General features: G+C 72.3%; 20 protein-coding genes. 12 read left to right on the top strand and 8 right to left on the bottom strand.

Features of this window, described 5'->3' with window-relative positions:
* Nucleotides 1-60 precede the first annotated feature (60 nt).
* Nucleotides 61-888 (top strand): SDR family NAD(P)-dependent oxidoreductase, encoded by an 828-nt coding sequence (locus ACYQ77_RS30605; protein ID WP_459717245.1) that lies wholly within the window; start codon nt 61-63, stop codon nt 886-888.
* Here the strand turns inward: ACYQ77_RS30605 and ACYQ77_RS30600 are convergent.
* Nucleotides 885-1,544: a winged helix-turn-helix transcriptional regulator gene (locus ACYQ77_RS30600; protein ID WP_459717243.1), complete on the bottom strand. Its 660-nt coding sequence runs from the start codon at nt 1,542-1,544 to the stop codon at nt 885-887. The genes ACYQ77_RS30605 and ACYQ77_RS30600 overlap by 4 nt on opposite strands.
* Before the next feature lie 91 nt (nt 1,545-1,635).
* Between ACYQ77_RS30600 and ACYQ77_RS30595 the strand changes: the two genes are divergently transcribed.
* The 3 genes from ACYQ77_RS30595 (at nt 1,636) to ACYQ77_RS30585 (ending at nt 4,680) form a co-directional block, all read left to right on the top strand.
* The gene (locus ACYQ77_RS30595) at nt 1,636-2,781 is read left to right on the top strand and encodes an acyl-CoA dehydrogenase family protein (protein WP_459717242.1); all 1,146 of its coding nucleotides are present in this window, start codon (nt 1,636-1,638) and stop codon (nt 2,779-2,781) included.
* A 100-nt stretch (nt 2,782-2,881) separates the two neighbouring features.
* Nucleotides 2,882-3,556 (top strand): response regulator transcription factor, encoded by a 675-nt coding sequence (locus tag ACYQ77_RS30590; RefSeq protein WP_459717240.1) that lies wholly within the window; start codon nt 2,882-2,884, stop codon nt 3,554-3,556.
* A gap of 5 nt (nt 3,557-3,561) precedes the next feature.
* Entirely contained in the window at nt 3,562-4,680 is a 1,119-nt protein-coding gene (locus ACYQ77_RS30585; protein ID WP_459717239.1) for a sensor histidine kinase, read from the top strand.
* On the opposite strand, the gene ACYQ77_RS30580 is transcribed toward ACYQ77_RS30585, so the two are convergent.
* From ACYQ77_RS30580 to ACYQ77_RS30565, 4 genes are all read right to left on the bottom strand, one after another.
* The gene (locus ACYQ77_RS30580) at nt 4,674-5,750 is read right to left on the bottom strand and encodes an extracellular solute-binding protein (RefSeq protein WP_459717237.1); all 1,077 of its coding nucleotides are present in this window, start codon (nt 5,748-5,750) and stop codon (nt 4,674-4,676) included. The two genes, ACYQ77_RS30585 and ACYQ77_RS30580, sit on opposite strands and share 7 nt — an antisense overlap.
* A gap of 7 nt (nt 5,751-5,757) precedes the next feature.
* The gene (locus ACYQ77_RS30575; RefSeq protein WP_459717235.1) at nt 5,758-6,588 is read right to left on the bottom strand and encodes a DUF72 domain-containing protein; all 831 of its coding nucleotides are present in this window, start codon (nt 6,586-6,588) and stop codon (nt 5,758-5,760) included.
* Nucleotides 6,589-6,606: 18 nt separating this feature from the next.
* Complete coding sequence (locus ACYQ77_RS30570; protein WP_459717233.1) at nt 6,607-7,851, bottom strand: HRDC domain-containing protein; 1,245 nt, start codon at nt 7,849-7,851, stop codon at nt 6,607-6,609.
* A gap of 144 nt (nt 7,852-7,995) precedes the next feature.
* Entirely contained in the window at nt 7,996-8,712 is a 717-nt protein-coding gene (locus ACYQ77_RS30565; protein ID WP_133902500.1) for a response regulator, read from the bottom strand.
* A 254-nt stretch (nt 8,713-8,966) separates the two neighbouring features.
* Here ACYQ77_RS30565 and ACYQ77_RS30560 point away from each other — a divergent pair, with 254 nt between their 5' ends.
* Nucleotides 8,967-10,112 (top strand): dipeptidase, encoded by a 1,146-nt coding sequence (locus ACYQ77_RS30560; protein WP_459717231.1) that lies wholly within the window; start codon nt 8,967-8,969, stop codon nt 10,110-10,112.
* Between the two features lie 4 nt (nt 10,113-10,116).
* On the opposite strand, the gene ACYQ77_RS30555 is transcribed toward ACYQ77_RS30560, so the two are convergent.
* Nucleotides 10,117-10,824, bottom strand: a complete 708-nt coding sequence (locus ACYQ77_RS30555) for a helix-turn-helix transcriptional regulator (protein WP_459717230.1) — start codon at nt 10,822-10,824, stop codon at nt 10,117-10,119.
* Between the two features lie 44 nt (nt 10,825-10,868).
* Here ACYQ77_RS30555 and ACYQ77_RS30550 point away from each other — a divergent pair, with 44 nt between their 5' ends.
* Nucleotides 10,869-11,249, top strand: a complete 381-nt coding sequence (locus tag ACYQ77_RS30550; RefSeq protein WP_459717228.1) for a DUF4345 family protein — start codon at nt 10,869-10,871, stop codon at nt 11,247-11,249.
* Between the two features lie 11 nt (nt 11,250-11,260).
* Here ACYQ77_RS30550 and ACYQ77_RS30545 read toward each other — a convergent pair whose 3' ends face one another.
* Entirely contained in the window at nt 11,261-11,824 is a 564-nt protein-coding gene (locus tag ACYQ77_RS30545; RefSeq protein ID WP_459717227.1) for a DUF3000 domain-containing protein, read from the bottom strand.
* Nucleotides 11,825-11,965: 141 nt separating this feature from the next.
* On the opposite strand from ACYQ77_RS30545, the gene hemE reads away from it, so the two are divergent.
* The 5 genes from hemE (at nt 11,966) to ACYQ77_RS30520 (ending at nt 17,153) form a co-directional block, all read left to right on the top strand.
* Nucleotides 11,966-13,015: a uroporphyrinogen decarboxylase gene (hemE, locus tag ACYQ77_RS30540; RefSeq protein WP_459717225.1), complete on the top strand. Its 1,050-nt coding sequence runs from the start codon at nt 11,966-11,968 to the stop codon at nt 13,013-13,015.
* Complete coding sequence (gene hemG, locus ACYQ77_RS30535; RefSeq protein ID WP_459717224.1) at nt 13,012-14,430, top strand: protoporphyrinogen oxidase; 1,419 nt, start codon at nt 13,012-13,014, stop codon at nt 14,428-14,430. The genes hemE and hemG overlap by 4 nt, the downstream gene beginning before the upstream one ends.
* Before the next feature lie 4 nt (nt 14,431-14,434).
* Nucleotides 14,435-15,124 (top strand): hydrogen peroxide-dependent heme synthase, encoded by a 690-nt coding sequence (gene hemQ, locus ACYQ77_RS30530; protein WP_459717222.1) that lies wholly within the window; start codon nt 14,435-14,437, stop codon nt 15,122-15,124.
* Nucleotides 15,124-16,269 carry a CoA transferase gene (locus ACYQ77_RS30525; RefSeq protein ID WP_459717220.1) on the top strand — a complete coding sequence of 382 codons (1,146 nt, stop codon included), beginning with the start codon at nt 15,124-15,126 and terminating at the stop codon, nt 16,267-16,269. The genes hemQ and ACYQ77_RS30525 overlap by 1 nt, the downstream gene beginning before the upstream one ends.
* Before the next feature lie 140 nt (nt 16,270-16,409).
* Nucleotides 16,410-17,153: a phosphodiesterase gene (locus tag ACYQ77_RS30520; RefSeq protein WP_459717218.1), complete on the top strand. Its 744-nt coding sequence runs from the start codon at nt 16,410-16,412 to the stop codon at nt 17,151-17,153.
* Here ACYQ77_RS30520 and ACYQ77_RS30515 read toward each other — a convergent pair.
* Nucleotides 17,135-20,320 (bottom strand): S8 family serine peptidase, encoded by a 3,186-nt coding sequence (locus tag ACYQ77_RS30515; protein WP_459717216.1) that lies wholly within the window; start codon nt 20,318-20,320, stop codon nt 17,135-17,137. The genes ACYQ77_RS30520 and ACYQ77_RS30515 overlap by 19 nt on opposite strands.
* 344 nt (nt 20,321-20,664) lie before the next feature.
* On the opposite strand from ACYQ77_RS30515, the gene ACYQ77_RS30510 reads away from it, so the two are divergent.
* Nucleotides 20,665-24,645: a discoidin domain-containing protein gene (locus tag ACYQ77_RS30510; protein WP_459717214.1), complete on the top strand. Its 3,981-nt coding sequence runs from the start codon at nt 20,665-20,667 to the stop codon at nt 24,643-24,645.
* The last annotated feature ends 23 nt before the right edge of the window (nt 24,646-24,668 follow it).

The raw sequence follows: 24,668 nt of genomic DNA, 5'->3' as shown, positions 1-24,668 counted from the left end.
TCCGGCGCTCGATCCGGGCCAAGACTGGACGACGTCCCACCGAGACGAGGAGCGTCCACAATGTCCACCTGGTTCGTCACCGGCACCTCCCGCGGCCTCGGCCTCGAACTGGTCAGGCAACTCCTGGCACGCGGCCACGACGTCGCCGCCACCACCCGGTCGACCGACCGCCTCACCACCGCGCTGGCCGGCGCCGACACGACCCGCCTCCTGCCGCTCCAGCTCGACCTGGCCGACGAGCACGCCGTCGCGGCGGCCGTGGCCACCACGACCGAACGGTTCGGCGGCCTCGACGTGGTCGTCAACAACGCGGGCTACGGCTTCCTCGCCGCGGTCGAGGAGACCACCGACGCCGACGCCCGCGCCATGTTCGACGTGCAGGTCTTCGGCGTGTGGAACGTGCTGCGCGCCGCGCTGCCGGTGCTGCGGCGGCAGGGCCGCGGGCACGTCGTCAACGTGTCCTCGGTCCTCGGCCTCACCGCCGTGCCCGGCTGGGGCCTGTACTGCGCGGGCAAGTTCGCGCTGGAGGGCATGACCGAGGCGCTCGCCGCGGAGGTCGCCGACCTCGGGATCAGGGTCACGGCCGTGGAGCCGGGCTACTTCCGCACCGACTTCCTCACCACCGGCTCACTGGCCCTCCCCGCGGCGACGACCGACGGCTACCCCGAGGTCCGCGAGATGACGCGGAACCACCTCGCCCTGCAGGGCAGCCAGCTCGGCGACCCGGTCAAGGGGGCCGCCGCGATCATCGCCGTCGTCGAGTCCGGCGCCGCCCCGCTGCACCAGCTGCTCGGCTCCGACGCCCACGCCTACGCGACCGCGAAGGTGAAGGCGCTGACCGAGGACATCGAGGCGGGCCGCGAACTGGCGTGCACGACCGACCACTAGGCGCGGGCCGCGCGGACGATCGGGGCGACCTCGCTCAGCTGGAGCCAGTCCGGGAGACCGCGGACGATCCAGCGCGCGCCCGTGAGGTTGATGTCGCCGGTGCGGAGGGCCTGCCGGAACTCGATCTCGCCCTCCCACATCCGGTACAGGGTCGGCAGGTCGGCGGCCATGACGGCGTCGATGTCGAAGCCGGGGTCGGTGTAGCAGACCGACGCGTCGCCCGGTTCGAGGACGAGCCAGAACGTGCGGCGGCGGTCGGCGACGTCGATCTGGATCACGGCGCGCTTCGACAGCGCGCTGGTGTCGACGCGGCCGTGCATCCACCACATCAGCAGCTCGGGGTCGAGCTCCTCGGGCTGCGGGTCGCCGAACGCGTACCGGGCGCCCCAGTCCGCGAGGCCGGACACGAGCGGGCGCAGGTCGGCGCCGGCCTGCGTCAGCGCGTAGCCGTCGGCGGTGCGGCGCACCAGGCCGGCGTTGACCAGCTGCCGCAGCCGCCGCGACAGCAACGCGCGGGACAGCCCGGGCAGCCCGCGGGACAGCTCGTTGAACCGGGTCGCGCCGATCAGCATGTCCCGCACGATCAGCAGCGTCCACCGGTCGCCGAGCACCTCGACGGCCCGCACGATCGGGCAGTACTGCGCGTAGGTCCTCATGCCATGTGGTCGCCGTCGCGCCGGGACCGTTACGGGCGCGGTTCAGTTTCTGCACTACTCGCGGGCCGCGGCCGTTCCTAGCGTCGGCGGCATGACAACCACTGTGGACACCTTCACCGACCTGGCCGCGCTGATCGGCGCCGTCGCCGGGGAACACGCCGCCGAGCACGACCGGGACGCCACGTTCGTCACCGAGGCCTACGACGCCATGCGCGAACACGGCTACCTGCGGCTCGCCGTGCCGACCGAGCTGGGCGGGCTCGGCGCCACCATGCGCGACGTCTGCCACGCCCAGCGCGAGCTGGCCCGTCACGACGGCGCCACCGCGCTGTCCGTCGCCATGCACCAGTACCTGACGCTCGTGCAGGTCTACCGCTACCGCAAGGGCGCCCCCGACGCGGCTGGCGTGCTGAGACGGATCGCCGAGGAGGGCATCGTGATCGCCACCAGCGGCGGCTCCGACTGGTTGTGGCCGACCACCAAGGCCGTCCCGGTCGACGGCGGGTTCCTCGTGACCGGCCGGAAGGTGTTCTGCAGCCAGTCGCCGGGCGCGACGGTCGTCGCCACGTGCGCGGTGCTCGGCGAACCCGGCGAGGACGCCCAGGTGCTGCACTTCTCCGTCCCGTTCGCCGCGCCGGGCGTCCGGATCGAGGAGACGTGGGACACCCTCGGCATGCGCGGCACCGCCAGCCACGACGTGGTGCTGGAGGACGTGTTCGTGCCCGCCGGCAAGATCGCGGGCCGCAGGCCGTACGGCGAGCTGGGCGCGCCGCTGCTCACCGCGACCGTCCACTTCGCACCGGTCGGCGGCGCCACCTACCACGGCATCGCCGTCGGGGCGCGGGACCGAGCCGTGCGGTCGCTGACCGGCAACCGCGGCCCGCTGCCCATGACCGCGCTGCCCCGCGTGCACCGGCAGGTCGGCCTGATGGACGCGAAGCTGCGCACGGCGTGGTGGTCCCTCATGGGCGCGGTGGACGACCTGGGCGACGACTACGAGGCCGACGCGCGGACACTCGCGATGGTCATGCTGGCGAAGCGGGAGGCGGTCCTGTCGGCCATCGCGGTCGTCGACCTGGCGATGGACGTGATGGGCGGCCGGTCCTTCTTCCGGCGGTCCGGCATGGAACGCGCCTACCGCGACGTCCGCGCGGGCACGTTCCACCCCCTCACGCCCGAGGCCACGCTCACCTACGCGGGCAAGGTCGCGCTGGGCGACCCCGGCGTGGCGGACTGAACGGCCGGGACGCGGCGAACAACGCGTCCTCGGTCGCGCGGAGCAGCCGCGCGGCGAGGGCTCGCGACGCGGTCACGCCGAGTTGTGGCACCTTTGTAGCGTGCGGATTCTGATCGTCGAGGACGAGGAACCCCTGGCCGACGCCATCGCCAGGGGGCTTCGTCGTGAAGGCATGGCCGTGGACGTCGCCCTGGACGGGGACGAGGGGCACGAGAAGTCGAGCGTCACCCGGTACGACGTGGTGGTGCTCGACCGGGACCTGCCCGGCATGTCCGGCGACGAGCTGTGCCGCGAGATCGTCGCCTCCGGGGCGTTGACCCGCGTGATCATGCTGACCGCCAGCGGCTCGGTCGCCGACCGGGTCGAGGGGCTGTCCATCGGCGCCGACGACTACCTCGCCAAGCCGTTCGCGTTCGACGAGCTGGTCGCGCGGGTGCGGGCGCTCGCCCGGCGCTCGACCCCCGTCACGCCGCCGGTGCTGCGCGCGGGCGACGTCGAGCTGGACCCCGCCCGCCGCACGGTGACCCGCGCGGGCACGCAGGTGGAGCTGACCCGCAAGGAGTTCGGTGTCCTCGAGGTGCTGCTCGCCGCGAGCGGGTCGGTGGTGTCCAGCGAGGAGCTGCTGGAACGGGTGTGGGACGAGCACGCCGACCCGTTCACCACGACCGTGCGCGTGACCGTGATGACCCTGCGCAAGAAGCTCGGTGAGCCGGGCATCATCGACACGGTGGTCGGCTCCGGCTACCGGGTGCCGACGGCGAGCCGGGTGGAGTGACCGGCATGCGGCGGGGTCCGGGCCTGCGCGCCAGGATCACGCTCCTCGCCACCGGGCTGGTCGCGGTCGTCGCCGCGTTGCTCCTGTGGCTCGCCTGGATCCTCGCGGGCGACTCCGCCAACGCGCCGTCGCTGCCGGACGGCACCACGGTCGTCGTCGGTGGCACGCGCGTGAAGGCCGAGGACCTCAACGAGGTGCTCCGCGAGACCGCCCGCTTCCGGGTGCTGGTGGGCGGGTCGATCGCGTTCGTGTGCGTGGTCGGCGCGACCGCGCTGCTCGCGTGGACGTTCACCGGCCGCGTCCTCAAGCCGCTGCGCGACGTCACCGGCACCGCCCGCCGCCTGTCCGCCGAGTCGCTCGGCGAGCGGATCGCGCTGCGCGGCCCCCGGGACGAGGTCGCCGAGCTGGCCGACACGTTCGACGCGATGCTCGACCGGTTGCAGGCCACGTTCTCCGCGCAGCGCCAGTTCGTCGCCAACGCCTCCCACGAGCTGCGCACCCCGCTGTCGGTGATCCGCACCGAGCTGGACGTCACCCTGGCCGACCCGGACGCCGACGCCGGCGAGCTGCGCCGCATGGCGGGCGTGGTCCGCGACGCGACCCTGCGTGCCGGGCAGCTCGTCGACGCGCTGCTGTTGCTCGCCCGCACCGACGGCATGGGGCTCGGCCCGGTCGAGCGCGTCGACCTCGCGACCGTCGTGGGCAGCGCGTGGCAGGCCGTGCGGAACGAGGCCGAGCAGCGCCACCTGCGCACGTCGTTCTCCTGCGCGGCCGCGCCATCGGCAGGTGACCCGGCGCTGCTGGAACGGGTCGCAGGCAACCTGCTCGAGAACGCCGTCCGGCACAACGTGGACGGCGGCTGGCTCGACGTGCACACGGTGGCGGGCCCCGGCTGGGTGACGCTGCGCGTGTCGTCGTCCGGCGCCGCGGTCGACCCGGAGCGGGTGGAGGAGCTGTTCGAGTCGTTCCGCCGCGGCGGCGTGGACCGCACGGCCCACTCCGGCACGGGGCTGGGCCTGGCGATCGTGCGCGCGGTCGTGAAGGCGCACCGCGGCTCGGTGTCCGCCGAGGCGGTGCCGGGCGGCGGCCTCACGGTGACCGTCCACCTGCCCGCGGCTCACTGAAGCGCGGTCAGCAGCTCCTCGGCCCACGCGCCGGACGGGAACACGTACCCGGTGCCTGCGCCCCGCACGGCCAGCGACGCCAGCAGGAAGTCGCGGGCAGGCGCGTCCCCCTCGCAGGCGACGGCGTAGCTCACCACCACGAGCGGGTACGCGCCGCCCGCCGGATCGGCGCGGTACAGGGTGGCGGGGTCGATCGCCATGCCCGCCGAGCCCGAGAGCGCGGCGGTGACCGCGGTGGTGACGTTCTCCCGGTCCGGTGCCACCCCGCCGACCCGCACGGCCTGGGACCGGGTGCCGTCCGTGGCGGTCAGGTAGCCGATGGCGCCCTCGGTGTTCTCCACCACGGACAGCATGCCGCTGTCGCCCTGCACGGACTGGGCCGCCTTGCCGGTGAACGTGGTGCCCGCGCCGGTGGTCCAGCCGCCCGTCGCCGCGAGGTACTGCTGGAACGCGGCGGTGGTCGACGACTCGTCGGCGCGCGCCACGACCGTGATCGGCCTGGCGCTGAGCGCCGTGTCGGGGTTCTGCGCGACGATCGCCGGGTCGTTCCAGGTCGCGATGGCCCCGCTGAAGATCTTCGCGAGCGTCGGCGCGTCGAGGGTGAGCTCGCCGACCCCGGCGACGTGGTACCGGACGACCACGGTGCCCGCGACGAACGGGTACTGCACGGGCGCGCACCGGGCCCTGACCGCGGCCGCCTCGGCGGGCAGCAGCGGCCGGTCGACCACCGCCATGGCCGTGGCACCGCTCGTGAACTGCCGCAACCCGGTGCCCGCGCCGACGGGGTCGTAGTCGACCACCGAGTCCGGGCAGGCCCGCTCGAGCGTGTTCGCGACGTCCAGGACGGCGTTGCGGGCCTGCGCCGAGCCGCCGGCCACCAGCTCACCGGCGCAGGCCGGTTCGACGGGCGGTTCGGCGGGCGGCTCGGCGGGTGACGGCGTCGTGACCGGTGGGACGTCGGCCGCGACCGGCGAGCCCGGCACCGACGGCTCCACCACCGTCAGGGGCACCACCACCGCCGCGGCCGCGGCCACGACCGCGGCGCCGAGCCCCACGAGAGATCCGCGCACGCCCCAGTTATCTCATGCCGAGGCGGGTCAGGAGCCCGATGGCATCAAACGGCGCCTTGACCTTCATGTCGTTGTCGAAATACGCGTACACGTCGAACCCGGCGGCGGTCCAGCCGCGGATCCGCTCCGCCCACCGGTCCAGCTCCTCGTCGGTGTAGCCGCTCGCGTACAGCTCGGTCTCGCCGTGCAGCCGGACGTACGCGAAGTCCGCCGTCACGTCCTCCAGGTACGGCCACTCCGTCGCGGCCGACGCCGCCACCAGTCCGATGCCGTGCGCACGCAGGAAGTCCGGCAGCGTCGGGTCGACGAAGCTGGGGTGCCGCACCTCCAGCGCGTGCCGGACCGGGCGGTCGACCGGCGCCTCGGTCAGCGCCCGGCCCGTCAGCCGCTCGTCGTGCTTGCCCGCCAGCACGGCGGCGGCCGCGGTGTCGCGGGGCAGCAGGTCGAAGAAGTCGGCGAGCAGCTCCTGGTCGTAGGGGAGGGTCGGCGGCAGCTGCCACAGGACCGGCCCCAGCTTGTCGCCCAGCGCGAGCACGCCGCTCGCGAAGAAGTTGGCCAGCGGGGTCGCCACGTCCCGCAGCCGCTTCATGTGGGTGACGAACCGCGCGCCCTTGACCGCGAACACGAACTCCGGCGGGGTCTCGTCGTGCCAGCGCCGGTAGAACTCCGGCTTCTGCAGCGAGTAGAACGAGCCGTTGATCTCCACCGAGCCGAGCTGCCGGGAGATGTACTCCAGCTCCCGGCGCTGCGGCAGCCCTTCCGGGTAGAACTCGCCGCGCCAGTTCTTGTACCGCCACCCCGACGTGCCGATCCAGACGCTGCCGTTCACCCCTCCCATGCTGGCAGGGGTCGCGGGCTACTGCTCGGCGTCCTTCAGTGCCTGCGAGAACGCGTCGGCGGTGAGGCCGATCTGCCACTCCCGCGCACCACCGGCCCGCAGCGCCCGCGCCACCGAATCCGGTGACAGGTCCTCCGGCGGCCGCCAGCACGTGCGGCGCACCAGGTCCGGCTGCAGCAGGTTCTCGACCGGCAGCTTGTTGGCCTCGGCGATCGCGGTGAGCTGGGCCCGTGCGGCGGCCAGCCGGGCGGCGGCGGCCGGGTCGCGGTCGCCCCACCGGTTGGCGGGCGGCGGGCCCTCGTGCGGCGGGGACGGGTCGGGCAGCTCCGACTTCGGCAGCTTCGCCGCGGTCCGCAGCGCCCTGGCCCACACGTCCACGATGCGCCGCTGCGCGCGGCCCTTGAACACGGGCAGCTCCAGGAGCGCCTGCTCGTCGGCGGGCAGCACGGTCGCCGCCTGGACGATCGACGCGTCCGGCAGCACCCGGCCCGGTGCGATGTCCCGCTGGCGGGCGATGGCGTCGCGGGCCTCCCACAACGCGCGCACGGCGGCGAGCCCGCGTGCCGACCGCACGCGGTGGATCCCGGAGGTCCGCCGCCACGGTTCCGCGCGCGGCGGTGCGGGCGGTGCGGTGCGCAGCGCCTCGAACTCCTCGAGCGCCCACGCCAGCTTGCCCTGGTCGCGCAGCTCCTGTTCGAGCACGTCCCGCAGCTGGATCAGCAGCTCGACGTCGAGTGCCGCGTAGTCGAGCCAGTCCTGCGGCAGCGGCCGGCGGGACCAGTCGGCGGCGCCGTGGCCCTTCTCCAGCCGGTAGCCGAGCAGCAGCTCGACGAGTGTGCCCAGCGCGACCCGCTCGTACCCGGCGAGCCGCCCGGCCAGCTCGGTGTCGAACAGCTTGGCGGGTTTGAGCCCCAGCTCGGCGAGACAGGGGAGGTCCTGGGAGGCGGCGTGCAACACCCACTCGGTGTCCGACAGCGCCTCGATGAGCGGGTCGATCCGGTCGTCGAGCGCCACGGGGTCGACGAGGAACGAGCCCGCGCCCTCCCTGCGCACCTGCACGAGGTAGGCGCGCTGGGAGTACCGGTAACCGGACGCTCGTTCGGTGTCGACCGCGACGGGGCCATGCCCGGCCCGCAGTGCGTCCGACGCTTCTCGCAGCGCCCGAGGCGTCTCCACGACGTCCGGCGTGCCCTCTGCTGGTTGCCTCAGCAGCACCGGCTCAGGCCGTGCCTCCTCGGTTGTTCCCGTCCCCGTGTCCTCCACGGCCGATGACCATACGGGACGGCGGTGTGACTTCGGCAGGCAGCGACCTGTTGGTGACGCTCAGTGGTGGTGTCCGTGCAATTCAGGGGCCGTTTCGGCCGGGCCCGCGAATGCCCTCGCGAGCCCGGTCGAAACGTTCCTTGCTCAGCGGATCACACCGGCCCGCATGGCCAGCGCGACCATCTGTGCCCGGTCACCGGTGCCCAACTTCCGGCCGATCCGCGAGAGATGGGACTTCACCGTCAGTGCTGACAGGTTGAGTCCCTCGCCGATCTCCTTGTTGGACTGCCCGTCCGCGACGAGCTGCAGCACCTCCACCTCGCGCGCCGAGAGCTCGCGCGGGGTGTTGTCGGTGCCGGGGACCCGCGTGCCCGTGGCGAGGATCGGCGCGACGCTCGGGTCGGCGTACACGCCGCCTTCGAGCACGCGACGAACCCCGTCGGTCACGACCACCGGCGATGCCGACTTCAGCAGGTAGGCCTGGGCCCCTGCCTGGAAGGCCGAACGCACGGCGTACGGGTCGTCGGACGAAGCCAGCACCACGATGCGGGGCCAGCCATGGCCGCGCAGCTCGGTGACAAGCTCGATTCCTGAACCGTCCGGCAGCCCGAGGTCGAGGATCGCGAGATCGCACGGGCCGGTGGCCAATGCTCGCGCCCTCGCCTCAGCCACCGTGGCGGCTTCGTGGACGGTGCCGGCGCCCATCTGGGTCAACCGGGCAGCTATCGCCTCCCTTAGTAACGGATGGTCATCGACCACCAGTACTGAGAACAGCTCCTCCCGCGGGTGCGGGACCATGTTCGCCGGCAAAACACCGGCTGGCGTGGTACGAGCGGCCTGACCTAAGCCGACGGCAGCCACGTCACTACCTCCCTGGAGTCGGTCGTGCCCCCCGACCTACACCGGGACCTTCGGCCAAACAGCCGCGCCGCCATTGGACCGAAAGTGGTGTCGACGTCCGCAGCCTAGCCCCCCAAGCGGGTTAGCGGGATGATCAATTCGTTATCTATCCAATCGAGACATCACTCTGGCGGGGACATGTAACACGATCGGGTGACTTCCGGTTGGTGACGTAACGTCTATGCCTCTCAACTCGATGAAACGAGGTCGCGGTAGTGAAAGGTGCTTCCTTCGAACGGGCCCGGGAGTTGCTCAAGACCACCCCGTTGGTCGATGGACACAACGACCTCCCCTGGGCGTTGCGGTCACTCCCGGAGGTTGACGAGACCCGATCGGCTGCTTTCGAGGTGGATTTGGAGCAATCACAGCCGCGGCTCCACACCGACTTCCCCCGGTTGCGCGCAGGTGGGCTCGGTGTCCAGTTCTGGAGTGTTTACGTTCCGTGTCGGTTGCGCGGTGACGCGGCGGTCACCGCGGTCGTCCAGCAGGCCGAGCTGGTGCACACCCTGGCGGCCCAATATCCGTCGCAACTGCGAATCGCCCGGACGGCCGAGGAGGCCCGCACGGCGTTCGCCGATGGCCGGATCGCGTCGTTCCTCGGCGCCGAGGGCGGCCATTCGATCAACGAGTCGCTCGGGGTGCTCCGCGCGCTGTACCGCCTCGGCGTCCGGTACATGACCCTCACGCACAACGACAACACCCCGTGGGCCGACTCGGCCACCGACGAGCCGGCGGTCGGCGGCCTCTCCGGCTTCGGCCGCGAGGTGGTCCGCGAGATGAACCGCATCGGCATGCTCGTGGACCTCTCCCACGTCGCCGCGACCACGATGCGTGACGCCCTCGACGTGGCCGAGGCCCCGGTCATCTTCAGCCACTCGTCGTGCCGCGCCCTCGCCGACCACCCGAGGAACGTCCCGGACGACGTGCTGCGGCGGCTGCCGGACAACGGCGGCGTCTGCATGATCACGTTCGTGCCGGAGTTCGTGTCGCCCGAGCTCGTCGAGTGGGACCGCGGCGTGCAGCGGGCCATGGCGGCCGCCGGGCTGCGGCACAGCGACCTGGACCAGCGGCAGGAGTTCCTGGCCACGTGGGACCGCGAGAAGCCGAGGGCGAGCCTCGACCACGTCGTCGCGCACGTCGAGCACGCGCGCGAGGTCGCGGGCATCGACCACATCGGCATCGGCGGCGACTACGACGGCGTCACCGCACTGCCGGACGGGCTGGAGGACGTCAGCACGTACCCGAACCTGTTCGCGGCCCTCTTCGACCGCGGCTGGACCGAGGAGGAATGCGCCAAACTGGCAGGCGAGAACGCCCTGCGCGCCCTGTCCGAAGCGGAGGCGTACGCGGCGAAGCAGTGACCGCTCAGGCGGCCACGACGACGCGGGCGCCCGCGGCCAGCAGTTTCCCGGCGCTCAGCCCGAACATGGCGTGGAAGCTGTCGCTGAAGTGCGCGGGGGACGCGAACCCGGCGTCGGCGGACGCCCTCGTCAGGTCGTGACCGGCGCTGACGGCGGCGGCGACCCGCACCATGCGCGTCCAGAGCCGGTACCTGCGGAACGTGGTCCGCGTGTGCGCGGAGAACAGGTGCAGGAACCGGGACGTCGACAGGTGGACCTCCCTGGCCACCTCGGCCGCGCTCAACCGGTCGGCCGGGTGAGCCCGCATGATCCGCAGCGCCGCCCGGATCCGCTCGTCCACCCGGACCGGGGACAGCCGGTCGAACACGCGCGCCGGGTCGGGGTCCCGGACCAGGTCGTCCTCGTCGGGGTGGCCGAGGCGGATGCCGGGGCCCCGGTCGTGGACGCGCGCAGCCGGGTCGAGGTAGCAGAACAGCACCCGGCCCTCGGTGACGACCTGGTGGCGGGTCCGAGCGGGGATCACGGCGCTGCGCGCCCGGTGGGTCGTGCCGCCCGCGTGCAGCGTGAACGGCGCGTCGACCCCCACGACCAGGCAGTCGACGGCCCCGGAGTGCGGGTCCAGGCGCAGGGACGGGCCCAGGTAGGCGGCCTGCCCGACCCGTATCCAGACGGTCGCCGGGCAGCACGTTTCCGGAAGCGGGACCTCGGTCACGTCGGTGATGCTCGCACGACCACCGACTCGGAAAGGGGGACGGCATGGCGATCGCCCTGCTCGTCGTCGTGGCCGCGTTCTTCCTCGCGATGGGGGTGTACGCGCTCGTGGCGCCCGCGGCGCTGGCCCGGCCGTTCGGGATCGTCGCCGGGTCACCGGAGGCCAGGGCCGAGATCCGGGCCGTGTACGGCGGCTTCGGGGTGGCGGTGGCCGCGCTGCTCGCCGTCGCCGTGGCGGACGCGGGCGGGTTGCGGCGGGGGATCGCGGTGACGGTCGCCGTCGCGCTCGCCGGGATGGCGGGCGGGCGGGTGGTCTCGCGGCTGGCCGACCGGGCCACCGCGTTCTACCCGATCTGGTGCTACTTCTGCGTCGAGGTGGTGGGTGCCGCGCTGCTGGTGCCCGCCGCGGTCGCCGGTGGCCGGTGAGCGGGGGCGGCTCAGGAGCCGTTGCGCTGGCTGAACATCGTGACGCCTACCGGGGGCAGGCCCACCACGCTCGCCATGACGTCGAAGAAGGCCTCGCCATGCGGGGCGAGGTTGGCGTCCACCGGCGTCCAGGAGGCGCGCAGTTCCAGGTCGTCCGTCCTGGCCGGGCCCGCGATGTCGCCGAAGCGGGCCGACGACGTGTCCGTGACCGTGCCGCCGAGCGCGCGGTACTCGGCGCCCGTCGCGGCCAGGGCGTCCGTCAGCCACGACCAGCCCACGGCGGGCAGGAGCGGGTCGGCGGCCAGTTCCGCGTCCAGCTCGGCCCGGACGTAGGTCACGACCCGCAGGACGCCGTCCCACGCCTCCTGGCCCTCCGGGTCGTGCAGGAGGATCAGGCGGCCGGTGGCCAGCTCGTCCGCGGGGCCGGTGACCTCCGCGGTGAACGCGTACGCCCACGGCGCGAGGCGTTGCGGAGCGCGGACGACACCGAGCTGCAACTCGGGCCTCGGTCGCAGTCCCTTCAGGGCGGCGACGGCCTGAGTGAACAGCTCGGGTGCTCCCGACGTACTGGTCACGACTCGTAACTGTAGGACCACCCGAGTCAGTGAGCGGGGACGGCGCGCCGGTGTGCGGGCCGACTTGTGCACACCGTCGGTGGGCGATTTTGATCATGGACCCCTCAGGGTCGTTCGATCGGCGCGTGGCACGCTGATTCCATGACACCGGAAACCACCGCGCCTGAGCGCGTGCAGACCGCGCCGCTGCTGGTGGCCGCCGCGGGTGAGAAGCCCAGCCACACCCCCGTCTGGTTCATGCGGCAGGCGGGCCGCTCGCTGCCGGAGTACCGGAAGCTGCGCGAGGGCACGCCGATGCTCGAGGCGTGCTTCAACCCGGAGATGGTCTGCGAGATCACGATGCAGCCCGTGCGCAGGCACGGCGTGGACGCCGCGATCCTGTTCAGCGACATCGTGGTGCCGCTCGTCGCCGCCGGCATCGGCGTGGACATCGTGCCCGGCACCGGGCCCGTCGTCGCCTCGCCCGTGCGCACCGCCGAGGACGTGGCCGCGCTGCCGAGCGGGAACGAGGAGGCGCTGCGGCCCGTCGCCCGCGCGATCGGCCTGCTGCGCAACGAGCTGGGCGCGACGCCGCTGATCGGGTTCGCCGGCGCGCCGTTCACGCTGGCCTCCTACCTGATCGAGGGCGGGCCGTCCCGCCACCACGAGCGCACGAAGGCGCTCATGCACTCGGACAAGCCGACCTGGCACGCGCTGCTGGACAAGCTGGCGATCATCACGCAGGACTTCCTGAAGATGCAGATCGCGGCCGGTGTGCAGGCGGTGCAGCTGTTCGACTCGTGGGCCGGTGCGCTGTCCGAGCGGGACTACCGCGAGCTGGTGCTGCCGCACTCCACCGCCGTGCTGGGTTCGCTCGCCGACTCCGGTGTGCCCCGCATCCACTTCGGGGTGGGCACGTCCGAGCTGCTGCCCGCGATGCGCGAGGCGGGCGCGGACGTCGTCGGCGTCGACTGGCGGCTGCCGCTCGACGAGGCCGCGCGCAGACTGCCGGGCGCGGTGCTGCAGGGCAACCTGGACCCGGCGCTGCTGCTGGCCGACTTCTCCGTGGTGGAGGCCGAGGTGCGGCGCATCCACGCGGAGGGCAAGGCCGCGGCCGGGCACATCTTCAACCTCGGGCACGGGGTGCTGCCGGAGACCGACCCGGAGGTGCTGACCCGGGTCGTCGAGCTGGTGCACAGCCTCGAGCCATGACCCACGTGGTGATCGTCGGCGGGGGTGTCTCCGGGCTGGTCACCGCCTACCGGCTGCGGCAGTCGCTGGGACCGTCGGCGCGGTTGACGGTGCTGGAGCAGGCGCCCGTGCCGGGCGGCAAGCTGCGGACGGTCGACCTCGACGACGTGCCCACGGACGTCGGCGCGGAGGCGTTCGTGGTGCGCAACCCGTCGGCGCTGCGGCTGGCCGAGGAGCTGGGCCTGCCGGTGGTGCACCCGACGGCAGCGGCCGCCACCATCCGGGCCGGTGGGTCGACCGCCGGGCTGCCCCGGCGCACGTTCCTGGGCGTGCCCGCGGGACCGGACGCGGTGCGGGACGTGCTGTCGGCGGACGCGGTGGCGCGGGTGGCGGCGGAGTCGTCGCTGCCGCCGGTGTCACTGGCCGACGGCGAGGACGTGTCCGTCGGCGCCTTGCTCGCGGAGCGTCTCGGTCGCGAGGTGGTGGACCACCTGGTGGAGCCGCTGCTGGGTGGTGTGTACGCGGGCCGTGCCGACCGGCTGGGCCTGCGCGCCACGATGGCCCCGCTGGTGACCGCCCTGAACGCGACGGGTTCGCTGACCGCCGCCGCGGACGCGCTGGCGCCCGCCGCCGACGCACCGCGCAGGCCGGTGTTCGGCGCGCTGCGGGGCGGGATGCGCACGCTGATCGACGCGCTGGCGGACCGGTCGAAAGCGGAGATCCGGACGGGCACGACGGTGCGCAGGCTCGCACGGCAGGAAGGCCTCCGTCCTGCTCCCGCCCGCGATGACGGGGTCGTTCGTCACCCGTGGCGGGTCGAGCTGGGCCCGGCGCCGCGCCCGGAGTTCCTCGACGCCGACGCCGTCGTGCTCGCCGTGCCGCCGCCCGCCGCGCGGAAGCTGCTCGCCGACGTCGCCCCCGCCGCCTCCGCCGCATACGGGCGCATCGAGGTCGGCTCCATGGCGGTCGTCAGCATGGTCCTCCCGGACGTCGAGCTGCCCGACGCGAGCGGCGTGCTGCTCGCCGTGGGGGAGCGCCACCGCGACGGCACCCCGTTCACGGCGAAGGCGTTCACGTTCACGTCCCGCAAGTGGGGCGGCGACCGGGTGCGGCTGCGGGCGTCGGTCGGCCGCGCCGGCGAGGAGCACACCCTCCAGCGCGACGAGGACGCGCTGCTGGCCGCCGTGCGCACCGACCTGGCCGAGCTGACCGGGGTCGACGCGAAGCCGGTCGCCTGGACGGTCACCAAGTGGGGTGGCGGGCTGCCGCAGTACGGCGTCGGGCACACCGGGACCGTCGCGGAGATCGAGCGCGCGGTCGAGGCCGTGCCAGGGCTCGCTGTGACGGGCGCCTCGTTCCGCGGGGTCGGCATCCCGGCGTGCGTCGATTCGGCCACCGCCGCCGCGGAACGGATCGCCGCGCACCTGGCAGTATGAGGGCATGGCCCGCCTGAACTACGCCGAGTTGAATGACACGATCCGCTACACCATGTGGTCGGTGTTCCGGGTCTCCTCACCGCTCGGGGACGACCGTGAGCCCGCCGCGACCGAGGTGCGCGAGTACTTCGACGGCCTGGCGGACAAGGGCGTCGTCGTGCGCGGCGTGTACGACGTGGCAGGCCTGCGGGCCGACGCCGACTACCTGATCTGGTGGCACGCCGAGGAGATCGAGCAGCTGCAGACGGCGTACGCCGGGTTCCGCCGCACCGAGCTGGGGCGCGCGTCGGAGCCGGTGTGGAGCCAGGTCGCGCTGCACCGGCCCGCCGAGTTCAACAAGAGCCACATCCCGGCGTTCCTCGCGGGCGAGGAGGCGAGGAAGTTCGTGTGCGTGTACCCGTTCGTGCGGTCGTACGAGTGGTACCTGCTCCCCGACGAGGAGCGCCGCGCCATGCTCGCCGAGCACGGCAAGATGGCCCGCGACTACCCGGACGTGCGCGCCAACACGGTGGCGTCCTTCGCCCTCGGTGACTACGAGTGGATCCTCGCCTTCGAGGCCGACGAACTCCACCGGATCGTGGACCTCATGCGCCACCTGCGGGGCAGCACCGCGCGCAGGCACGTGCGCGAGGAGATCCCGTTCTACACGGGCACCCGCGTGGCCCCGTCCGAGCTGGTGACGAACCTGCCGTAGTGGCGTACCGCGTCACCGACCTCGCGGCGACCTGCGTGACCATGGCCACGCAGGCGGCCTACGACCTGTGGGGCAGGTCCGCGCCCGCGATCGACCCGGCGCACGCGTTCGAGGCGTTCCGCAGCGAACGGCACACCCGCGTGCCCGGCGCCGACCCGTCGCCCCTGTGGGCGCCGCTGTCGGGCGACTACCGCGCGGCCGACGGCTGGGTCCGGCTGCACGCGAACTACCCGCACCACGCCGACGCCATCCGCCGGGCCCTCGGCGACGACCCGGCGCCGGCGGTCGCGCGGATGCCCGCGGTGGCGGTGGAGGACGCGGTGCTGGCTGAAGGCGGGGCCGCGGCGGCGTTGCGCACGCGGGAGTCGTGGCTGGCCGCGCAGGGTTCGGCCGTTCGCTCGGAACCGTTGGTGGCGCTGGAAAATCTCGGCCCCGGCCCCGAGCGTCCGCGCGGCGGCGACGCCCCGCTGGCGGGTGTGCGGGTGCTGGACCTGACGCACGTGATCGCCGGGCCGGTGTGCGGCCGGGTGCTGGCGGCGCACGGCGCGGACGTGCTGCACGTGACCCCGCCCGGCCGGCCGGTGCTGCTGGACCTGGTGCGGGACACGGACTTCGGCAAACGCCAGTGCACGACGGACCTCGACGGCGTGCGCGCACTGGCCGCGGCAGCGGACGTGTTCGTGCAGTCGTACCGGCCGGGTGCGCTGGGCTTCACCGCGGAGGACCTGGCAGAGGCGGGCACCGTGACGGTGAGCCTGTCCGCGTACGGCCACACCGGCCCGTGGCGCGCGCGGCGAGGTTTCGACAGCCTCGTCCAGATGTCGACGGGCATCGCGGCGGGCGACCCGCCGAACCCGTTGCCAGCGCAGGCACTCGACCACGGCACCGGCTGGCTGGCCGCCCACGGCGCGATGACCGCCCTGGCCCGCGGCGGTTCGTGGCACGTGCGCGTTTCCCTTGCCAGAACCGCGGAATGGCTCCACGACCTCGGCCACGGCGACCCGGTGCCCGACGTGGACCCAACCCCGTGGCTGACGGAAACGGACAGCGACTTCGGCCGCCTGCGGCACATCCGCGTCCCGGGCGCGACCGTGGACCTGTCCGGTCCCCGGCTCCCGGGCAGCGACCCCGCCGCGTGGTGGTAGGCGCTACGTCGTAGCCGAGCTGTTGCCGGATCCACCCATGTCCGGGCATCGGCCACCCGTCACGGTCGCGCCGATGTCACCGACTACATCGCGCGGCCGGGCATGGCGCTCCGCGTGCCGCCGACTTAGTGTGGTGAACCGTGATTCTCGCGCACATCAGTGACTTGCACATCGGGCAGGACCGGGGGGACGGGGGTGCCCGGGCGTTGCGGCGGGCGCGGGACGTCGTCGAGCGGCTCAACGGGATCGACGGGGAGCTCGACGGGGTGCTCGTGACCGGTGACCTGGCCGATCACGGCCTCCCGGAGGAGTACGAGACCGTCCGCGAGTTGCTCGCCGCGCTTCGCTTCCCGGTCGCCACCTGCCCCGGCAACCACGACGTCCGGGGTGCGTTCCGCGCCGGGCTGCTCGGGGAGACCGCCGCCGACGGACCGGTCAACCGGGTGCACCGGATCGGCGGGTACACGATCGCGATGGCCGACTCCTCGATCCCCGGGCGGAACGAGGGGCACCTGGACGACGAGACGCTCGCCTGGCTCGACAAGACGTTGACCACCGACGACCCGGCGCTGGTGTGCTTCCACCACCCACCGCGCGAGCTGGGCATCCCGTTCGTCGACGGGATCCGGTTGCACGAGGCCGACGGGCTGGCGGAGGTCGTGCTGGCGCACGACAACGTCGTCGCGGTCCTGTGTGGACACGCGCACACCGGGGCCGTGTCGACCTTCGCCGGGCGCCCGCTGGTGGTGGCGCCCGGCGTGGTCTCCACCGCGGTGCTCCCCTTCGAGAGCGCCGAGGTGCTGGACTACGGCCTACCGCCCGCGGTCGCCTTCCACGTGCTGGACGGCGACCGCGGGCTGGTCACTCACTTCCGGAGTTTGTAGGCCCGCAGCACGGTTTCGGTCACCTTGCCGCCGTCCCGGGACGTGGCCGTGGCCCGCAGTGACACCGTCTCGGCGTTCGCCGGGTGGTGGACCACCGCGACGAGGTTGAGGATGGTGTCGGCCCGCTTCCAGGTCTTGCCCTCGTCGTAGGAGACCTCGACCTTCAGCGTGCGCGGCCGTTCCGTGGCACCGGTCCCGTTGCGCTGCGCCGTGACCGGGATCAGGTACGGCACGCCTGCCGGGGCCGAGTTCGCGCCGTCCAGCCGTGGCGTGAACCGGATCGCGGACGCGGTCACCGGGACGAACGTCTCCTCGTCGACGAACTCGGAGCGGAACGTCCACTCCGCACTGACCGACGTGCTCACGTCGAACGCGTCGGCCGGCCTGGTCGCGGTCACCGCGACGCGGTACTCGGCGTCCTCCGCGGGCACCTCGAAGAACGCGGAGGGCTCGTCGGTGGAACCGACCCGTTCACCGTTGCGGTACAGCGTCACCGACGCCGAGTCGACCGTCGAGAACCCCGCGTTGGCCGCGGCGTCGGAGAACAGCGGCGGCTGGATGTACAACTCGTTGGCGAACCGGAAGATCCAGCCGCCCGCGAAGCCGTCGTCGGTGAACGCCGGGCCGAACACGCCGTGGTTGAACGACGAGTGGTACGTCCTGCCCGCGCGGTAGGTGTTGACGGGCGAGGTGAACTGCGCCTCGGTGTCCTCACCGTGGTACTGCACGAGCACGCCCTGCCACCGCGCGTTGTCGGTGGTGACGTACTCGGACCGCCTGCTCGGCAGCGCGACCGGGGTCTCGACGCCGAACACGAACCCCTCGCCGACCGCGGGGGACGGGAAGACGACCTTGCCGCCGGTGCGGCCCGCCGTCGCCGCGCCGTGGTCGGCGCGCACGGTCGCCACGTCCTTGCGGGTCACGACCTTCGTGAACCCGGTGGGCATGCCGCCGTGCGGGAACCACGCCAGCCCGTAGAACGACCCGTCCTCCGCCGACCACTGCGTGTTGACCTTCGCGGTGAACGCGGTGCCGGGCAGCTTCTCCCCGAGGTGCGCGGTCTCGATGCGGCTCAGGTCGTCGGTGAGGAACGCGGCACCGAGGCCGCCGCTCTCGGCGGACACCGCGTAGCCGATGTCGCCGAGCACCAGCGCCGCCTCGGCGGGCGGCGTGACGCTGACCGGATTCGCGGCCCGTGCGTCCATGGTGACCGTCATGTGCTTGTCCAGCACCAGTTTCGGCTGCACCAGCAGGCTGAAGTGCGGCGCCTCCTCGGTGCCCTCGATGATCGTGTTGTCGAGCAGGTAGGTGCCCTTCGGGAGGCGGACCGCCACGCTGCCGTCCTCGTCGTACGGGAACGAGAAGTGGGGGTTGTCCATGCCGAACAACAGCAGGCCGTAGTCGGCGGCGGGCGCGCCCGTCGAGTCGAGCGACTCGATCGTCAGGTTGTAGCTCTCCACCTCGCGGTTCACCGCGACCGGTGTGCGGGTGACCGAATCGCCCGCGGTCGCGACGATCGCGCCGGAGAAGTAGCCGTCGACGTCGCCGGCACCCGCGTCGCCGGTGACCGTCACCTCGGCGGTGCCGCCCGCCGGGACGGTGACCTCGTCGGCGCTCACCGTGAACATGCCCGCGGGCGCGTCCGTGTCGAGCGTGATGGCGAGGGTGACGTCCGCGGCACCGAGGTTGCGGTAGGTCAGCGTCTTGCTGACCGGGACGTCGTCGTCGTGCGGCCACTGGACCGTGCCGATGCTGACGCTCGTCGGCTCGGTCACCACGGTCTGCGTGATCGCGCGGGTCACGTCGATGCGTCCGGAACCCTGCTCGAACGCGGTCAGGTCCGGGTGCGGCTTGGCCGACGCGGAGAGGACCGCCTTCAGTTGGGCACCCGTGTAGTCCGGGTGCTGCTGGGCCAGCAGCGCGGCGGCGCCCGCGACGTGCGGGGTGGCCATCGACGTGCCGGACAGCGCGGTGTAGCCGGGCTCGACCTCCGGGCCGATGGTGCCGTCGGCGTGCCAGGCCGCGACGATGTCCACGCCGGGCGCGGTCACGTCGGGCTTGATGGCGCCGTCGCCGGTGCGCGGGCCGCGGCTGGAGAAGCCGGCCAGTTCGTCGTCGCGGTCGACGGCGCCGACGGTGAGCGCGGCGTCCGCGCTGCCCGGCGAGCCGATCGTCTCGTCCGCGCCCGAGTTGCCCGCCGCGATGACGAACAGCGTGCCGTACTCGGCCGACAGCGTGTTCACGGCCTCCTCGAGCGGGTCGACGTCCGGTGTGTCACCGCCGCCGAGCGACATGTTGGCGATGTCGGCGCCCTGCTCGGCCGCCCACTCCATGCCGGCGATGATCCACGACTCGAGACCGCCGCCGAAGTCGTCGAGCACCTTGGCGTCGAGGATCTGCGCGCCGGACGCGACACCGCGGTACTTGCCGCCGGACTTCGCGCCGGTGCCGGCCACGATCGACGCCACGTGCGTGCCGTGGCCGAAGTGGTCGACGTTGTCGGGGGACTCGGAGAAGTTCGCCTCCGCGATCTCCCGGTCGGCGAGGTCGGGGTGTGTCTGGTCGACACCGGTGTCGATCACCGCGACCTTGACGCCCTCGCCCGTGTACCCGGCTGCCCACGCCGCGGGCGCGCCGATCTGCGGGACGCTGTGGTCCAGCACGGCCTCCCGCTTGCCGTCGAGCCAGATCTTGCCGATCCCGCGGGCGGTCGTGAGGTGCCGCCACGCGGCGCCCTTCTCCGCGTCGTAGGCGTACCCGTCGATGCTCGGCAGCGCACGGCCCTGCGCGGCGACCCGGTTCGCGCCCGCGCCCGTGACGATCACGGGGACGGTGGCGCGCTTGTCGTAACCGAACTCCGTGAGCGTGGTGAGGTCGAACAGCCGCCGGTCGACGCGGCCCTGTGCCACCGCGGTCACGGCGTCCGCGGGGATCACGTACTGGTGGTCGGCGCTCCTGCGCACCGAGAACTGCATGCCGTCCCGTCCCGGGCCCGGCTTCACCTGCTTGGCTTCACCGTCGACGAGGACGACCTCGTCGCCGGTGACGAGCGTGATGGTGGTCGTCGGCCGGTCCGTCCCTCCTCGTGGCTCCGCCTGCGCGGCCTGGGCGGTGGTGGTCGCGGCCACCATGCCCAGTACGACGACACCGACTCCGATTCTTCGCACCCCAGACACCTCCGTCGTTGCGCGCGAAGGGGTGTCCGGCCGTGCCCACCCCGGCTCCGGGTGAGTACGTGCTGAAGCTATGTGGTTGTCCGCCGTTGCCCCCAGCGCTCGTGCGTCATCGCAACGTATCGGCCACTCGAACGGGCGACAATAGGCCGAATGACGGACGGCGTCGGCAAATCTCCCACCATCCCGTCACGCTGAGTTCCGGCACGGTCCGATGTCGACTCTTGACTTGAGGTAGCACTTGGGCAACTCTGTGACTTGATCGATGCAAAAATTGAGCAAAGCTACGCAAATATCGATCAAACCCTGCCCCTGCCCTCAAAGATGAGAGCGACGCGATGAGAGCGAAGCCCCTCCTGTCGTGGTGCACCGCCACGGCACTCCTCCTCGGTCTGGTCACGACGACCGGACCGGCCGCCGCCGCGGAGCGATCCCCCGACCTCGCGCTCGGCAAGCCGGTCACCTCCTCCGCCAACCCCGCGACCGCGGCCGACGTCAACGACGGCGACCAGGCCACCTACTGGGACAGCGCGAAGCGCGGCGACCAGTGGGTCCAGGTCGACCTCGGCAAGGCCGCCCGCCTCGGCCACGCCACCCTGCGGCTGCCGGCGGGCTGGTCGGCCCGCAGCCAGCTGATGTCCGTGCAGACCAGCGTCGACGGGCGGACCTTCGCCACCGCCGCGGGCGCGACCGCGCGGGTGTTCTCCCCGAAGAGCGGCAACACCGTCACCGTCCCGCTCGGCGAGACCACGGCCCGGTACGTCCGCGTCGGGTTCCCGCAGCGCGGGCAGCTGTCCGCGCTCGAGGTGTACGGGGCGACCGCGTCCACGACGAACCTCGTCGCGGCCGTCCAGTCGGTCACCGCGAGCACGAACAACGCGCCGTACGTCGCGTCCAACGCGGCCGACGGCAACCAGGCGACCTACTGGGAGAGCCAGAACAACGCGTTCCCGCAGTGGGTGCAGGCCGACCTCGGCTCGTCGGTCGCGACCAACCGGATCGTCCTGAAGCTGCCATCGAACTGGGAGGCGCGCACCCAGACCCTGGTCGTCCGGCAGAGCACCGACGGCCAGAACTTCTCCGACCTCGTCGCCGCCACCGGCTACCGGTTCGACCCGGCGACCGGCAACACGGTGACGATCGACTTCCCCGCGGTGACCACGCGGTACGTGCGCCTGCACATCACCGCCAACACCGGCTGGCCTGCCGGCCAGCTGTCGGAGTTCGAGGTCTACGGGCCGTCGACCGGTGACACCCAGGCGCCGTCCGCGCCGTCCGGGCTCGCGTTCACCCAGCCCGCGAGCGGCCAGATCCGCCTGACGTGGAACGCGTCGACGGACAACGTCGGCGTCACGGCGTACGACATCTACGCCAACGGCGCGCTGCGGTCCTCTGTGGACGCCTCGACGCGGGTGTACACGGACAGCCAGCCCGCGAGCGCGACCGTGACCTACTTCGTGCGGGCGCGGGACGCGGCGGGCAACCAGTCGCCGAACAGCAACTCGGTGACCCGCACCGGCACCAGCTCCGGGACGAACCTGGCGGTGGGCAAGCCGATCGTGGCGTCCGGCTACGTGCACACGTTCGTGGCGACCAACGCCAACGACGACTCGGTCACCACCTACTGGGAGGGCAACGCCGGGTACCCGAACACGCTGACCGTGAGCCTCGGCGCGAACGCGGCGATCACGTCGGTCGTCGTGAAGCTCAACCCGGACCCGGTGTGGGCGGCACGCACCCAGACCATCCAGGTGCTGGGGCGGGACCAGTCGGGGACGGCGTTCACCTCGCTCGTGGCGGCGCAGCAGTACAACTTCAGCCCGTCGTCCGGCAACACGGTCACCATCCCGGTGACCGCGGAGGCCGCGGACGTGCGGCTGCAGTTCACGCAGAACACCGGCGCACCGGCCGGTCAGGTGGCCGAGTTCCAGGTGATCGGCGCACCGGCCGCGAACCCGGACCTGCAGGTCAGCGGCCTCACGTGGTCGCCGACGTCGCCGTCGGAGAGCGACCCGGTCACCCTGTCGGCGACCGTCCGCAACGCCGGTGACCGCCAGTCCGCCGCCACCTCGGTGAACTTCTACCTGGGCACCACGAAGGTGGGCACGGCGTCCGTCGGCGCGCTGGCCGCGGGCGCGACGGCCACGGTGACGGCGAACATCGGCGCGCGGGACGCGGGCAGCTACGCGCCGTCCGCGAAGGTCGACGAGGACAACGTGGTCGTCGAGAAGAACGAGACCAACAACGCGTTCACCAGCCCGTCGTCGCTCGTGGTGACGGCCGTGCCGACGTCCGACCTCGTCGCGTCGCCGGTCAGCTGGTCGCCGACGAACCCGCAGAGCGGGGCGGCGGTGAACTTCTCGGTGGCGATCCGCAACCAGGGCACGGTCGCGTCGGCGAGCGGCGCCCACGGCATCACGCTGACGGTCACCAACGCCACCACGGGTGCGGTGGTCCGGACGTTGACCGGCGCCTTCACCGGCACGATCGCGGCGGGTGCGACGACCGCGCCCGTGGCGCTCGGCTCGTGGACCGCCGCGAACGGCCGGTACACGGTGAAGGTCGTGCTCGCGAACGACGCGAACGAGCTGGCCGCCAAGCAGGGCAACAACACCTCGACGCACAACCTGTTCGTCGGCCGCGGCGCGAACATGCCGTACGACACCTACGAGGCCGAGGACGGCGTGCCGGGTGGCGGCGCGGCGGTGATCGGTCCGAACAGGACGGTCGGCGACCTCGCGGGTGAGGCGTCCGGGCGGCGCGCGGTCACGTTGAACGGCACCGGCGCCTACGTCGAGTGGACGACGAAGGCGCCGACCAACACGCTCGTCGCCCGGGTGTCCATCCCGGACTCGGCGGGTGGCGGCGGCACCAGCTCGACGCTGAACGTGTACGTGAACGGGCAGTTCCACAAGGCACTGGACGTGACGTCGAAGTACGCGTGGCTGTACGGCAACGAGGCGTCGCCGGGCAACTCGCCGAGTGCCGGCGGTCCGCGGCACATCTACGACGAGTCCAACGTCATGCTGAACGCGTCGTTCCCGGCGGGCACCAAGATCCGGCTGCAGAAGGACGCGGCGAACAGCGGCACGTTCGCGGTGGACTTCGTGAGCCTGGAGCAGGTGGCGCCGGTCGCGAACCCCGACCCGGCGCGGTACGTGGTGCCGACCGGGTTCGGCCACCAGGACGTGCAGAACGCGCTGGACAAGGTGCGCATGGACACCACGGGCAACCTCGTCGGGGTGTACCTGCCGCCGGGCGACTACCAGACGTCGTCGAAGTTCCAGGTGTACCTGAAGCCGGTGCGCGTCGTCGGCGCGGGGCCGTGGTACACGCGGTTCCACGCGCCGTCGACGCAGGAGAACACGGACGTCGGGTTCCGCGCGGAGTCGTCGGCGAACGGCTCGGTGTTCTCCGGGTTCTCCTACTTCGGCAACTACACGTCGCGGATCGACGGGCCCGGCAAGGTGTTCGACTTCAACGGCATCTCCGGGTCGACCATCGAGAACATCTGGGTCGAGCACATGGTGTGCCTGTACTGGGGCGCGAACACCGACAACATGACCCTGCGGAACAACCGCATCCGCAACATGTTCGCCGACGGCATCAACATGACCAACGGCAGTTCCGGGAACCTGGTGTCGAACAACGAGTCCCGCGCCACCGGCGACGACTCGTTCGCGTTGTTCAACGCGCAGGACGGCGGTGGCGGTGAGGTCACCGGCAACACGTTCGAGAACCTGACGTCCATACTGACGTGGCGGGCCGCCGGGTTCGCGGTGTACGGCGGGTACAACAACGTGTTCCGCAACCTCTACGTCGCGGACACGTTGGTGTACTCGGGGATCACGATCAGCTCGCTGGACTTCGGGATCCCGATGAACGGGTTCGGCGCCTCACCCCCGACGCGGTTCGAGAACGTGTCGGTGGTCAGGGCGGGCGGCCACTTCTGGGGCGCGCAGACGTTCCCCGGCATCTGGATCTACTCGGCGACGAAGGTGTTCCAGGGCATCCGAGTGTCCGATGTGGACATCGTGGACCCGACGTACCACGGCATCATGTTCCAGACCGACTACGTCGGCGGGCAGCCGCTGTACCCGGTGGCGGACACGGTCTTCACGAACGTGACCATCTCGGGTGCCCGCAAGAGCGGTGACGCCTACGACGCCAAGTCCGGGTTCGCCATCTGGGCCAACGAGCTGCCCGAACCGGGCGAGGGCCCGGCCCGCGGCTCGGCGACCTTCACCAACCTGGTGATGACGAACAACGCGGTCGACATCAGGAACACGACGACGACGTTCACGATCATCCGGAACTGAGTCCGTCACACGGCGCCGCCGGG

Source organism: Actinophytocola sp. KF-1 (assembly GCF_054661535.1).
Note: the sequence above shows the minus strand (reverse complement) of the source record. Positions and strands in the feature narration are given on the sequence as shown.